A 13,308-nucleotide genomic window follows, 5' to 3' on the forward strand; every position below is an offset into this window, starting at 1 on the left:
GGCGTCAGGTGTCCGCTTCACGCGCGGCGACCTTGTTTCGCCCGGTTTCCTTCGCGAGGTACAACGCGTCGTCGGCCGCCTTGATCACCGACTCGACCTCCCCGTCCTGCCCGGGGGCCCAGCTTGCCACGCCGATGCTCGCGGTGACGCGCCCGAATTCGCTTTCCGCATGTTCGATCGCCAGTCCGTCGATGGCCGCACGAATCCTTTCGGCGATCTCGGTCGCGCCCGTTGCCGGCGTATCGGGCAGGATCACGACGAATTCCTCGCCGCCATAGCGGGCCGCGGTGTCCGCGGGACGCCGGATGTTGTCGCCGATGCACCGGGCAACCGCGGCCAGCGCGTCGTCGCCGGCCTGGTGGCCATACGTGTCGTTGTAGGCCTTGAAGCGGTCGACGTCGACGAACAGCAGCGAGAATACCGAGCGGGCCCGGCGTGCTCGGCGCCATTCGAGGTCCAGCACTTCCCCGAACGACCGGCGATTGTTGAGCCCGGTGAGGCCGTCGGTGCGCGCGAGCATGACCAGCTCGGATTCGGCTCGCATCCGGCGCCGCAGCTGGGTGCCCAGCATGAAGGACAGTGCGATGAACGCCGCGCCGAAGGTCGCCACCAGCGCGCCGATCGTGATCGCGCGGCGCCGCCAGGCGGCGTAGATGTCCTGCTCCGCCTCGGCGACCATGATGATCAGCGGCAGGTGCGGCAGCGTCTTGAAGTAGTAGAGGCGCCGCACGTGGTCGATCGACGAGGTCTCGACGAACGAGCCTTCCGGCGCCGTCCGGAAATGGCGAAACGTCGCCGCCTTGCTGATATCGCGACCGACGGTGTGCACGTCGTACGGCTGGCGCATGAACATGATGCCGTTCGTGCCGACCAGCGAAATCGCGCCATGCGAGCCGAGCGCGAGGCCGGCGAACAGCGTGTGGAAATATTCGAGATTGACCGCGATCATCACGATGCCGCCGAACGAGCCGTCCGGATTCGACACGCGGCGCGTCAGCGCCACGCTGAGCGAGCCGCCGCGCAGGCGGGACGCATAGGGATCGCTGACGTAAAGCCCGGCGTTCGGATCGTCCCGGTGAACCGTAAAGTACTTGCGGTCGCCGAAATTGCCCTGTCGCGGCACGTCGTTCGCCGAATCCAGGATGATGTTGCCGGCCGAATCCAGCACGAGCATCGAGCCGAGAAATTGCGCCGTCATCGCGTGATCGAACAGGAAGCCGCGGCGCAAGGCCGGCGAGGCCGCCATCACGTCCGGGCGCCGAAGGCCCTGGATCACGGCCTCCAGCGACAGGCCGTACAACTCGAGATTGCGTTCGATATCGCGCTCGGCGACGAGCGCCAGATTCCGCGACGTATCGCGTGCGCGATCGAGTGCGTCCTGACGGCTCTGGAACAACTGCAACACGCAGAGGCCCATCAGCGCGCACGCTATCAAGGACCCCGCGAGCACGACGTAGTACGGCGCTGCCGAGCGCGGATGCATCCGTTTCCTCTCAGATTGGGCCGACGCTGACGCACCGGTCGTTATGGTTGGTTATGGATAACCTATACCAAAAAGTGCGGCGCCCGGGTACGAGGTGCAGTCCGTACTTGTCAGGTTGCTGACGATGTGACCTGAGCGGTGTCGAGCGGATCGCGTTCCGCGCGGGCCGGCACCGGGTGCCGGCGCCCATTCACCGAGGGGTGTGGTGTGGCGTGTGTCGTCGCTGATGACGAAATTGAAACAATCCGCCGAAGTGGCGCGCGTATTGAAATGTCCGGCCGGTTGCCGTTCGAATGCACGGCCGGCGGGAAAAACCGGCGAGAGACCGGGCGTAGCGCCCGGCCCGCGCCGATCGCGCGCGCCACGCCAGCGGCGCCGCGCACGCGATCGATCGACGACCGTCAGACGGCCATCACCGTCACCGACTTCGTGACGAGGTACGGCTCCAGCGCTTCCGGCCCGCCTTCCGACCCGTAGCCCGAGTCCTTCACGCCGCCGAACGGCATTTCCGGCCACGGCGTCGCCGGCTGGTTGATCCACAGCATCCCGACTTCGAGGCGCTGCGTGAGCAGGTGCACGTTCGCGAACGAACGCGTGAACGCGTAGCCGGCGAGACCGAACGGCAGACGGTTCGCTTCCGCGATCGCGTCTTCGAGCTTGTCGAAACCGCGAATCGCGGCGACCGGGCCGAACGGCTCGTTGTTGAACACGTCCGCTTCGAGCGGCACGTTCGCGATCACGGTCGGCGCGAAGAAGTTGCCTTCCGAGCCGATCCGCTCGCCACCGGTTTCGATGCTCGCGCCGACCTTGCGCGCGTTGTCGACGACCGACGCCATCGCGGTGAGCCGGCGCGGGTTCGCGAGCGCGCCGAGCGTGGTGCCTTCCTCGAGGCCGTTGCCGACCTTCAGCCCTTCGGCATGCTGGACCAGCGCACGCGTGAATTCGTCGCGGATGCTGTTGTGCACGAGGAAGCGCGTCGGCGAAATGCAGACCTGCCCCGCGTTGCGGAACTTCGCGCCGCCGGCGGCCTTCACCGCGAGCGCGACATCGGCGTCCTCGGCCACGATCACCGGTGCGTGCCCGCCCAGTTCCATCGTCGCGCGCTTCATGTGCAGGCCCGCCATCGCGGCGAGCTGCTTGCCGACCGGCGTCGAACCCGTGAACGTGACCTTGCGGATCACCGGGTGCGGAATCAGGTACGACGAGATTTCAGCCGGGTCGCCGTACACGAGGCCGATCACACCGGCCGGCACGCCCGCGTCGACGAAGGCGCGCAGCAGCGCGGCCGGCGACGCCGGGGTTTCTTCCGGTGCTTTCACGAGGAACGAGCAGCCGGTTGCCAGCGCGGCGCTCAGCTTGCGCACGACCTGGTTGACCGGGAAATTCCACGGTGTGAACGCGGCGACCGGGCCGACCGGCTCCTTCACGACGGTCTGCTGCGCGCCGAGGTTGCGCGGCGGCACGATCCGGCCGTACACGCGGCGGCCTTCGTCCGCGAACCATTCGATGATGTCCGCTGCCGACAGCACTTCGACGCGCGCTTCGATGAGCGGCTTGCCCTGCTCCTGCGTCATCAGCTGCGCGATCGCGTCGGCGCGCTCGCGCACCAGCGCGGCTGCTTTGCGCATCGTCGCCGCGCGCTCGTGCGCGGGCACCTTGCGCCAGGCCTCGAAGCCGCGTTGCGCGGCGGCGAGCGCACGGTCGAGATCGGCGATGCCCGCGTGGGCCACCTTGCCGATCGACTGGCCGGTCGCCGGGTTCACGACGTCGATCGTCTTGCCGCTCGCGGCGTCGACCCACTCGCCGTCGATCAGCAGTTGCGTATCCGTATAAGTCACGTTAGCCATCCAGACACCCCTACATTGCGTCGATAAAACGCGCGCTGCCGAGAGCGGCCGCGCGCCGGTTGACAGAAAAAGCCAGGCTGCCGGGGCAGGCACGCACCCGGCAGCGGCGGGCACGCCGGCCCGCCATCGTTCCGCATGGGGCCGCGCTCAGCGCGCGGCCGCCGTCGCCTTGCGGAGTTTCGCGACGTCCGCCGCCTGCACGGCCGGCGCGCCGTTGCTCCAGCCGGCGCGCATGAACGTCAGCACGTCGGCGATCTGCCGGTCGTTCAACTGGTTCGAGAACGCCGGCATCGGGTACGCGGACGGCACGCCGTCGATCACGAGCGTCTCGCTGCCGTTCAGCGTCACGTTGATCAGCGACGCGGCATCGGCTTCGAGCACGTTCGGATTGCCGGCGAGCGGCGCGAGCAGCGGCGCGTAGCCGCGCCCGTCCGCACCGTGGCAATGCAGGCAGTAAGCGTTATACACCTTCGCGCCCGGATCGGCTGCCGGCCGCCCCAGCGCGACCTGCGTCGCCTTCGGATCGTAGTTGTACGGCGGCGCGCCCGTGCCGCCCGCCGCCGGCAGCGATTTCAGGTAACGGGAAATCGCCGCCAGATCGTCGCCGGAGAGCGCCTGCGTGCTGTGGTTGATCACGCTGACCATCGAGCCGAACGCGGTCGCATGGCGGTTCGCGCCGGTCTTCAGGAACTGCGCGACCTCCGCCTCGTTCCAGCGGCCGAGCCCCGTGTTGTGCTCGCCGGTCAGGTTCGACGCGAACCAGTTGTCGATCGGCGCGCCCGACAGGAACGCCGTGCCGCCTTCGTCGAGCGCCTTCTCCTGGAAGCCGACGCCGCGCGGCGTGTGGCACGACCCGCAGTGCCCGAGCCCCTGCACGAGATACGCGCCGCGGTTCCACACCGCGTCCTTGGACGGCTTGTCGGCGTACGGCGTCGTATCGAGGAACACCCAATTCCACAACGCGAGCGGCCAGCGCATGTTGAGCGGCCACGGGATGTCGGCCGGCCGGTTCGCCTGCTTCACCGGTTCGACGCCGTGCATGAAGTACGCGTACAGCGCCTTCACGTCGTCGTCCTTCAGCTTCGCGTACGACGGGTACGGCATCGCCGGATACAGGTTGTGACCGTCCTTCGCGACACCCTTGCGCAACGCACTGGCGAAGTCGGCCTCGGTATAGCCGCCGATGCCCGTCTCCGGATCGGGCGTGATGTTGGTCGTGTAGATCGCGCCCATCGGCGTGACCATCTTCAGGCCGCCGGCGAACGGCGTGCCGCGCGGCGCGGTGTGGCACGCGACGCAGTCGCCCGCTTTCGCGAGATACGCGCCGCGCGCGACGAGCGCGCTGTCGGCCGGCGCCGTCTGCGCGGCATGTGCGGCCGTGCCGGCCAGCAGCGCGGACACGGCGAGCAACGACGTGCCGAGCATCTTCAGGATCAGGTTGTGCATGTTCGTCGCCTCTCCTCAAGCCGTCTTCAGCTGGTCGCCGACCGGCAGCTTGCGCAGCCGCTTGCCGGTCGCCGCGAAGATCGCGTTCGACAGCGCCGCGGCCGTCGCGGCCGTACCCGGTTCGCCGATCCCGCCCGGCGCTTCGCCGCTTTTCACCAGATGCACGTCGATCGGCGGCGTCTCGTTGATCCGCATCATCCGGTAATCGGTGAAGTTGCTTTGCACGACGCGGCCGTCCTCGATCGTGATCTCGCCATACAGCGCGCCCGTGATCCCGAAAATGATGCCGCCCTGCACCTGTGCCTCGATCGTGTTCGGGTTCACAACCATGCCGCAATCGACCGCGCACACGACACGCTTCACTTGCACCTCGCCGTTATCCACCGCGACGTCGATGACGATCGAGAAGAAGCTGCCGAATGCGTGCATCACCGATACACCGCGCCCTTGCCCCGTCGGCAGCGCCGCGCCACCCCAGCCGGCCGCCTTCGTCGCGACGTCGAGCACGTTCAGCGCGCGCGGCGTCTTGCCGAGCAGTGAGCGACGGTATTGCACCGGGTCGGTCTTGGTCTGCGCGGCCAGTTCGTCGACGAAGCTCTCGACGACGAACGTGCTGCGCGTCGGCCCGACGCCGCGCCAGAACGCGGTCGGGATGTGGCGCGGCTCCTGGCGCACGTAGTCGACCAGCTGGTTCGGCAGGTCGTACGGCAGCTCGGCCGCGACCTCGACCGCATCGGGATCGACGCCCTTCTGGAACGCGGGCGGCGCGAAGCGCGCGATGATCGACGAGCCGACGATCCGATGCTGCCACGCGACCGGCTTGCCGTTCGCGTCGAGCCCGGCGGAGATCTTGTCGTAGTAGTACGGCCGGTACATGTCGTGCTGGATGTCCTCCTCGCGCGTCCAGATCACTTTCACCGGCGCGTTGACCTGTTTGCCGACCTTCACGGCCTGGCCGATCATGTCCGTTTCGAGCCGCCGGCCGAAGCCGCCGCCGAGCAGGTGGTTGTGCACGACGATCCGGTCGGGTGCGAGGCCGGTGAGCTGCTGCACGGTATCGCGTGCCCGCGTCGGCACCTGCGTGCCGACCCAGATCTCGCAGCCGTCGCCGCGCACGTGCACCGTGCAGTTCACCGGTTCCATCGTCGCGTGTGCGAGGAACGGTTGTTCGTAGACGGCGTCGACGCGTGTCTTCGCATTCGCGAATGCCTTGCCGACGTCGCCTTCCTTGCGTGCGACCCCGCCCTTGCCGTTTTCCGCGGCGTGTGCGAGATCCGCGACGATGTCCTTCATCGACACCTTCGCGTCCGCGCCTTCGTTCCACTTCACGACCAGCGCCGACGCGCCGCGCTTCGCGGCCCACGTGTGATCGCCGACCACCGCCACCGCGTTGTCGACGCGCACGACCTGACGCACGCCGGGGATCTTCTTCGCGGCTGTATCGTCGACGCTCGCGACCGTACCGCCGAACACCGGGCTGTTCACGATCACCGCATACAGCATGCCGGGCAGGCGCACGTCGAGCCCGAACTGCGCGGTGCCGTCGACCTTCTCCGGCGAATCGAGCCGCTTCGCGGGCGTGCCGATCAGCTTGAAATCCGCCGGCTTCTTCAGCGCGACGTCCTTCGGCACCGGCAGCTTGGCCGCGGCATCGGCGAGCTGGCCGTACGACGCGCGACGGCCGCTCGGCGGATGCTGCACCTCGCCGTTCGCGGCGCGGCAGGATGCCGGATCGACGTTCCATTGCTTCGCGGCGGCCGCGACCAGCAGCGTCCGTGCGGTCGCACCTGCACGGCGCAGCGGTTCCCACGCGTAGCGAATCGACGTCGAGCCCCCGGTGAGCTGGCCGCCGAGCAGCGGATCGAGGAACAGCTTCTCGTTCGGCGGCGCATGGTCGAGTGTCACGCTCGACAGCGGCACTTCGAGTTCTTCCGCGATCAGCATTGGAATCGACGTATAGACGCCCTGCCCCATCTCGACCTTCGGCATCACCAGCGTGACCTTGCCGGCGCGGTCGATCTGCACGAACGCGTTCGGCGCGAACACGCCGGCGCGCGCGGTTTCATCGCCGTCGCCGCCGATCACCGAACGGCGCGCATCGTCGCCCGCGGCCGGCAGGCTGAAGCCGAGCAGCAGGCCGCCACCCGCCGCCGCGCCCAGCGACATGCCGAGCTTGATGAACGAACGGCGCGACACGCCTGTGCCGGCCCGGCCGGCTTCGATCAGTCCTCGCGACATCTCAGGCCTCCTTCGCGGCTTGCTTCACGGCCGCGCGAATCCGGTTGTACGTGCCGCAGCGGCAGATGTTGCCGGCCATCGCCGCGTCGATGTCGGCGTCGCTCGGGTTCGGATTCGACGCGATCAGCGCGGTGGCGGCCATCACCTGCCCCGACTGGCAGTAGCCGCACTGGACGACGTCGAGCTCGCGCCATGCCTGCTGGACCTTGTGGCCGGCCGGTGTCGCGCCGACGGCTTCGATCGTCGTGATCTTGCGGCCCGCGACGGCCGCGACCGGCAGCACGCACGAGCGCGCGGCGACACCGTCGAGATGCACGGTGCACGCGCCGCATTGGGCGATCCCGCAGCCGAACTTCGTACCGGTGAGGCCGACGACGTCGCGCAGCACCCAGAGCAAGGGCATGTCGTCGGGGGCGTCGACCGAGCGGGTTGCGCCGTTGATGTTGAGGGTGATCATTCAGCCTCCGGGGCCGGTGTATTGGGGAAGCGGCGCGAACGATGCGCCGCGTGGTGTTGTTCTCGCCGCCGCTCGCCGCGCAGCGGGCGCCGTGCGACCCGGGTGGGAGCGGGCCGCGACGGTGTTGCTGCGTGTTACTCGGCGACGTCGATGGCCGACAGCACCTTGATGACCGGCGGCGCGGTGAACCAGTCGGCCGACTTCGTGCGGAATTCACCGAAATACGGGCTCGCGAGGTGCGCGTCGAAGGCGGCCTGGTCGTCGTAGATCTCGTACAGGTGCAGGTTCGGCGAGCCGTCCTGCTCGCGGAACAGGTCGTAGCGCCGGTTGCCCGGTTCGGTGCGCGTCTTCGCGACCATGCTGCGGAGTTCGGCCTCGGCGGCCTCCGCGTGTTCGGGTTTCAGGAACAGGGAAGCAATCACGTGAAGCGCCATCTTGTCATTCTCCTATCGTCGATAGCGGAATCGAGCATGCCACAAGCCGGCGTTGCGTGACGCCAGCGTGCAGCCGTTGGGTGTCGCCGTGCCGAGGCATCAGGCCAGTTCGTCCGGGCCCACGCGCACGACGACCTTGCCGAAGTTCTTGCCGGCGAGCAATCCGATCAGCGCTTCCGGTGCGTCGGCGAGATCGGGGACGACGTCCTCGAGCGTCTTCACCTTGCCCTGCGCGACCCATTCGCTCATGTCCTTCAGGAACGACGCATAACCGGTTGCATAGTGATCCAGGATGATGAAACCCTGCATCCGGATGCGCTTGCGCAGGATCGTGCCCATCAGCGCCGGCACGCGGTCACGGCCGGTCGACACGGCCTTGTCGTCGTATGCCGCGTCGTTGTAATGCGCGATGATCCCGCATACCGGCACGCGCGCATGGTCGTTCAGCAGCGGCCACACCGCGTCGAACACGGCCCCGCCGACATTCTCGAAATAGACGTCGATGCCGTTCGGGCACGCGTCCTTCAGCTTCGCGGCAAACGCCGGATCGCGGTGGTCGACGCACACGTCGAAGCCGAGCGTATCGGTCGCGTACGCGCACTTGTCGGCGCCGCCCGCGACGCCGACCACGCGGCAGCCCTTCAGCTTGGCGATCTGGCCGACCACCGCGCCGACCGCGCCGCTCGCCGCCGCAACGACCACGGTTTCGCCGGCCTTCGGCTCGCCGATTTTCAGCAGCCCCGTATAGGCGGTGAAGCCCGGCATGCCGAGCACGCCGAGCGCGTACGACGGATGCGCGAAGTCGCGGCCGAGCGGAATCAGGTCGCGGCCGTCGGACAACGCATAGTCCTGCCAGCCGGCGCCGGCCACGACGAGATCGCCTTCGCGGAACGCGGGCAGGTTCGATGCGACGACCTGGCTGACGGTGCCGCCCACCATCGCCTGGCCAAGTTCGGCCGGCGGCGCGTAGGACGGCGCGTCGCTCATCCGGCCGCGCATGTACGGGTCGAGCGACAACCAGACCGTGCGCAGCAGCACCTGGCCGGCACCGGGCGTCGGCACGTCGCCGGTCTCGGCGCGGAAGTTGCCCGGCGTCGGCGCGCCGACGGGGCGCGAATTCAGGATGATCTGGCGATTTACGGTCTTGCTTTGCGGCATGTGAGCCTCCGTCAACAGGAATGGACGTGCTTCATGGGCACGATCGAATCAGGGATGGACCAGCGAAAGGCGCGCGCAGGCGGCAGCGTCGGCGGTCAGGCTGGCGCGGCCGCCTGCGTGCGGTTGAAACAATCGGGACAGCGTAACGCGGCGTGGCACGTTCGTCATACGTGTTTGAGTAGACCAGTCGTCTAGAATCGGGGTAAAAACAAGGCGCGCCGATGCGCGCCCGGGTTACGACTGCGCTCCGTCATGCTCGATCGGCGGCAGGTTCAGCATGCGCCGCGTTTCGACCATCGCTCTTTCGAGCGGCTTGCGGTTGCGGTGAATCTTTTCCAGCAGCGTTGCGCCCAGCCACAGCTCGTAGAGAATCGCGGCCGTATGCGACGGATCGGCGACCCCGCTCAGCGAACCGTCGGCCAGCCCGGCCTCGATGCCGCCCGCGAGCCGCTCGATGATCTGGCTGGTGCCGTGCCGCAGCACCGCGCGCATCGCCTCCGACAGGTCCGACACTTCCGCGCCGAGCTTCACCGCGAGGCACTTGCCTTCCGGATCGTCCGCGCATTGCGTGTGCAGCCAGTTGCGCCAGTACGTCATCAGGCGCTCGGCGCCCGTGCCTGCCTGATGCTTGAGCAGGTTGTCGAGATGCGCGAGATAGCCGTCGAAATACGATTCGAGCAGCGCTTCGCCGAATGCCTCTTTCGAGCCGAAGTAATGGTAGAACGAGCCCTTCGGGATGCCCGCCGCAGCGAGAATCTCGTTCAGGCCGACCGCCGAAAACCCCTTGTGGAGCATGATCGGCTTGGCGATATTCAGGATGTGCTGGCGGACTTCCGCGCCTGAAGATGCATTCATGATGGCGTATGGTAGCAACGATTAGACCGGTCGTCTAGTAACATCGATCCGGCATGTTGAGCGGCACTTTACCCGATCCCGGTCAGGCGCCCAAACGCCGCGCCGGCATTCCTCCCTCCTCTCCCGCGTTGCCGCACGTTGCGGTGTGCGTGGCGTCATACGCTCGACTCGGTTTCGTCGCGGGCGTTTCATCGATCTCCCGCTTAAATACGTGCGGCGCATGTGCCGGCAATCGGGAAGCTTCGGTCGGCATTGCACACGTGTGCAATGCGCCGGATCGTCCGCTGCCGTCTATCGAACCCGTGACCAGGAACGCCCATGACCGCTTCGAAACCCGAACGCCCGTCCGCGCCGAACCGCCGGCGCTTCATCCAGCGCGGCGCCGCGCTGACCCTGTCGCCGCTCGTCGGCACGCTGGCTGCCTGCGGCGGCGACGGCAGCCCGACGCCCGCGTCGTCGTTTGCCGCCGCCGGTGCCGCGGATGCGTCCACGCGCAGCTACGGCATCGCCGACCGCTCGATCACGATCAACGTCGTCAATGCGATCCCGTCGACGACGCTCGCATACGGCAATGCGGCAAGCCAGGGCGGCTCGCTGCCGCAGGCGTCGCAAGCGCAGGTCGCGACCGGACAAGCGACCGCCGTCAGCGCGTCGAGCAGCTGGGGCGATTGCACGGGATCGTTCGGTCTTGCAGGCGGCGATGCGTCGTTTGCGATCTCGTACACGCATCCGTTCGGGTCGCAACCGACCACCGTCGGCGTCACGCCGTCGGCCGGCTACGTGTCGGGCGCCGACGCCGCCACGTTCCCCGGTCACGACTCGGTCGCGAATCTCACGCTGTATCGCGGCGTCGCGACCGCGAACGGCGCGTGGGTCGTCCCGCTCGCGCAGCTCGCGACGCCGCCGGCCAACAACGGCCAGGATTTCGCGAACAGCATGTTCGGCAGCAACGTGCGCACGGCCGCTGCGATCCAGTCCGCGTACCAAAGCACGGGCCCGCTCGGCTACGTGCCGCCCGCCGACTTCACCGGCGGCCAGCTCGCGGGCTTCGTCGCGCAATGGGTGCAGCGCTGGCAGAACGGCGCGGCACATGGCGTGCTGCCCGCTGCCGATGCGCAGCTCATCGATGCGCTGAAGCAGTACGTGTCCGGCGCATCGAACGCCGGCCCGCTGACGATGTGGGTGCCGCAGATCGCGTGGCAGGCCGGCTCCGATCCGGCGGTGTTCGCGCTGTCGGGCTACCGCGCGTTTCCGTTCGTCGATGCGCAGGGCAACTGGATCGCGGGCACGCTTTCCGCCTTCCTGACGCTGCTGGCGGCCGGCTCGCATATCGTCGCGATCAGCGCGGCGAGCGACCTGCCGGCGGGTGTCACGATGCAGGCGTTCGACAGTTTCATGGGTGCGAGCGGGCTGACGACGTCGACGGATATCGGCAACTCGCACTACGCGTCGGTCCTGAACACGACGGGCCGCTATTACCTGAGCGTCGGCAGCGATTTCGCGCCGGCGAATTGCGGGCTGATCCTGTCGTTCCTGTACGGGCGCACGGTGAACAACCTGCTCGCGGGCGCCGGCACGTACAACACGTTCATCCAGCTCGAAGGCTGGCAGGCAGGCGGGTCGCGGCACAACGCCGACTATGCGACGTATCAGCAGACGCTGTGGAACATCTCGACGTATGGTGCGTCCGCGTATAGCGAGAAGCGCGCGACGTCGATTTTTCTCGCGCCCGCCGGGTGGACGCCGCAGGTCTATCAGACGACGCGGATGATGCCTTACGTCGGCGCTTATGCTCAGTCGAACGGTACGCCGCAGGCCTGGCTGAACACGTCGCTCGTCACGATTCCGGCGGACGCGCCGGCGCTGCCGTCGCGGTATGTGGCGAGTTGATTTGGATCGGTGCGTGGGTGAGCGATCGGCGGTGTGGTGGTCTCGGTTGCTTGCTTGCCTGCTTGTCAGGCTTCGGGCTTGCAGGCTTCGGGCGTGCGTCGCCTTCGGCTGACGCACGCGTGCGGTTTCGCCGTCAGCGTGGCGCTTCATCTGCGCGCTTTCGTGTGCGCGCCCGCCGCTCGTCCCGTTGAGCGGCCGGTGCTGCCTTGGCGCCACGCAGCGGTGCCCGGCGCGCGAGCACCGTCATCTCGCGCCGCAGCGCATCGAGTTCCTTGCCGCGCGCCGCATCGGTGGCCTGCGCACCGTCGAGCTGCCCCTGAAGCACGCCGCATCGATGCAGCGCGTCGCCGAGTTGCGCCTGCAGCGCGGCCACATCTTTCCGCTGCTGCGCCTCGCGCTGCTCCGTGCGCGAGGCCGCCGCATCGAGTTCCTTTTGCAGCCGCGCGGCTGCGAGCCGCTCGCGATCGATCTCCTGAAGCGCCCGTTTCTCCGATGCGCGCAAGCGTTCCTCGGCCCGGCCGGCGTCGTCGCGCAGCCGGTCGAGCTGGGTGGTGAAATCGGCGCGTGCCTGCGCGAGCGCGCGGTCGCCTTCCGCGTTGTCGGCCGTCAGGCGCTCGATCTCCGCTTGCAACGCTTGCCGCGATGCGTCGTCCGCCGCCCTCGCCTGCTCCAGTTCCTGAATGCGCACCTGCGCGGCCAGCAACGCGGCCGTGCGTTGCTCCAGTGCGGTTTCGGTGCGGGCCAGTTCGGCCTGCAGTGCCGCGACTTCCGCATGCGCTGCTACCCGTTCGGCCTCGACTTCCGAGCGCAGGGCTTCGAGCGCAGCGGACGCGTCGGCGCTCGACCGATTCCATAGCGCCGCAACCAGTTCACCTGCAGCTGCCTGCAGATCGGCCGGCAGGTCGGGATGCTCGATGCGGACACGGCTCTTTTCCCGCAACTCGGCCCAGAACTCGCCGAGGACGGCCGTCGGCGTGCTCATGCTGCCTTTGCGGACGAGCTGGTACAGGCGGTTTGCGGTGGGCGTGATGCCGAAGCGGAAGAACAGCAGCGCGCAGGCTTCGCGATACAGCTCGCGAGTTTTCGGGAAGTCGGCCTTGAGGCGCTCGATTTCGGCGGTCAGGCGGGATTCGTCGGCGGCGAGATCGGACATGGCGGGGTTGGGTCGATGATTTAGTAAATAATATAACGTAAACCGTTAAATATCCAATTAATCGAAGTCTATTATTTGACATTATTTCTATAATGTTGAATCTGGAGTCGCCTCCTGTCGCGTCCACGGCTTTCAAAAGCGATCCAGGCCCGGGCAGGCCCGGGATCGTGTGTGTGAACGCTTTTGCCGTAGTGAAGGAGGTGTCGGGCAAGGAGAAATGTCGGGCGGTGTGGCAGCCGAGGCCCTGTCGAATCGCAGGGATACCGCCGCGACGCGTATTCCTCTCGTCGCTGTCGAGCCGGCGCGCGTCGCACCGTCCGGCCGAGTGCCGCCGATCGATCGGACGA

Annotated in this window: 10 protein-coding genes; 1 reads left to right on the forward strand and 9 read right to left on the reverse strand. The window is 67.7% G+C overall.

Annotated elements, in window-relative coordinates; all coding sequences use genetic code 11:
* Window positions 1–4: 4 nt before the first annotated feature.
* From G3N64_RS23285 to G3N64_RS23320, 8 genes are all read right to left on the reverse strand, one after another.
* Window positions 5–1,483 carry a diguanylate cyclase gene (locus G3N64_RS23285; protein WP_205786007.1) on the reverse strand — a complete coding sequence of 493 codons (1,479 nt, stop codon included), beginning with the start codon at window positions 1,481–1,483 and terminating at the stop codon, window positions 5–7.
* A 401-nt stretch (window positions 1,484–1,884) separates the two neighbouring features.
* Window positions 1,885–3,330 carry an NAD-dependent succinate-semialdehyde dehydrogenase gene (locus G3N64_RS23290; protein WP_205786008.1) on the reverse strand — a complete coding sequence of 482 codons (1,446 nt, stop codon included), beginning with the start codon at window positions 3,328–3,330 and terminating at the stop codon, window positions 1,885–1,887.
* A gap of 147 nt (window positions 3,331–3,477) precedes the next feature.
* On the reverse strand, window positions 3,478–4,776 hold the full coding sequence (locus G3N64_RS23295; protein WP_205786009.1) for a cytochrome c: 1,299 nt from the start codon (window positions 4,774–4,776) through the stop codon (window positions 3,478–3,480).
* Between the two features lie 15 nt (window positions 4,777–4,791).
* Window positions 4,792–7,014 (reverse strand): xanthine dehydrogenase family protein molybdopterin-binding subunit, encoded by a 2,223-nt coding sequence (locus tag G3N64_RS23300; RefSeq protein WP_205786010.1) that lies wholly within the window; start codon window positions 7,012–7,014, stop codon window positions 4,792–4,794.
* Window position 7,015: 1 nt separating this feature from the next.
* The gene (locus tag G3N64_RS23305) at window positions 7,016–7,471 is read right to left on the reverse strand and encodes a (2Fe-2S)-binding protein (protein WP_205786011.1); all 456 of its coding nucleotides are present in this window, start codon (window positions 7,469–7,471) and stop codon (window positions 7,016–7,018) included.
* Between the two features lie 134 nt (window positions 7,472–7,605).
* Complete coding sequence (locus G3N64_RS23310) at window positions 7,606–7,905, reverse strand: putative quinol monooxygenase (RefSeq protein WP_205786012.1); 300 nt, start codon at window positions 7,903–7,905, stop codon at window positions 7,606–7,608.
* A 99-nt stretch (window positions 7,906–8,004) separates the two neighbouring features.
* A complete protein-coding gene (locus tag G3N64_RS23315; protein WP_205786013.1) occupies window positions 8,005–9,063 on the reverse strand; it encodes an NADP-dependent oxidoreductase in 1,059 nt (352 codons plus the stop codon).
* A gap of 234 nt (window positions 9,064–9,297) precedes the next feature.
* A complete protein-coding gene (locus G3N64_RS23320) occupies window positions 9,298–9,918 on the reverse strand; it encodes a TetR/AcrR family transcriptional regulator (RefSeq protein WP_205786014.1) in 621 nt (206 codons plus the stop codon).
* 318 nt (window positions 9,919–10,236) lie between these two features.
* On the opposite strand from G3N64_RS23320, the gene G3N64_RS23325 reads away from it, so the two are divergent.
* Window positions 10,237–11,808 (forward strand): hypothetical protein, encoded by a 1,572-nt coding sequence (locus G3N64_RS23325; protein WP_205786015.1) that lies wholly within the window; start codon window positions 10,237–10,239, stop codon window positions 11,806–11,808.
* Window positions 11,809–11,941: 133 nt separating this feature from the next.
* Here G3N64_RS23325 and G3N64_RS23330 read toward each other — a convergent pair whose 3' ends face one another.
* A complete protein-coding gene (locus tag G3N64_RS23330; RefSeq protein WP_205786016.1) occupies window positions 11,942–12,961 on the reverse strand; it encodes a DNA-binding protein in 1,020 nt (339 codons plus the stop codon).
* Window positions 12,962–13,308: the final 347 nt, after the last annotated feature.

The sequence above is a fragment of the Burkholderia sp. Ac-20344 genome (assembly GCF_017104975.1).
GTDB lineage: Bacteria > Pseudomonadota > Gammaproteobacteria > Burkholderiales > Burkholderiaceae > Burkholderia.

Bases quoted from the DNA above. Each gene is read 5' to 3' on its own strand.
- G3N64_RS23285 (WP_205786007.1), bottom strand. From the start codon at position 1,483: ATGCATCCGCGCTCGGCAGCGCCGTACTACGTCGTGCTCGCGGGGTCC.
- G3N64_RS23290 (WP_205786008.1), bottom strand. From the start codon at position 3,330: ATGGCTAACGTGACTTATACGGATACGCAACTGCTGATCGACGGCGAG.
- G3N64_RS23295 (WP_205786009.1), bottom strand. From the start codon at position 4,776: ATGCACAACCTGATCCTGAAGATGCTCGGCACGTCGTTGCTCGCCGTG.
- G3N64_RS23300 (WP_205786010.1), bottom strand. From the start codon at position 7,014: ATGTCGCGAGGACTGATCGAAGCCGGCCGGGCCGGCACAGGCGTGTCG.
- G3N64_RS23305 (WP_205786011.1), bottom strand. From the start codon at position 7,471: ATGATCACCCTCAACATCAACGGCGCAACCCGCTCGGTCGACGCCCCC.
- G3N64_RS23310 (WP_205786012.1), bottom strand. From the start codon at position 7,905: ATGGCGCTTCACGTGATTGCTTCCCTGTTCCTGAAACCCGAACACGCG.
- G3N64_RS23315 (WP_205786013.1), bottom strand. From the start codon at position 9,063: ATGCCGCAAAGCAAGACCGTAAATCGCCAGATCATCCTGAATTCGCGC.
- G3N64_RS23320 (WP_205786014.1), bottom strand. From the start codon at position 9,918: ATGAATGCATCTTCAGGCGCGGAAGTCCGCCAGCACATCCTGAATATC.
- G3N64_RS23325 (WP_205786015.1), top strand. From the start codon at position 10,237: ATGACCGCTTCGAAACCCGAACGCCCGTCCGCGCCGAACCGCCGGCGC.
- G3N64_RS23330 (WP_205786016.1), bottom strand. From the start codon at position 12,961: ATGTCCGATCTCGCCGCCGACGAATCCCGCCTGACCGCCGAAATCGAG.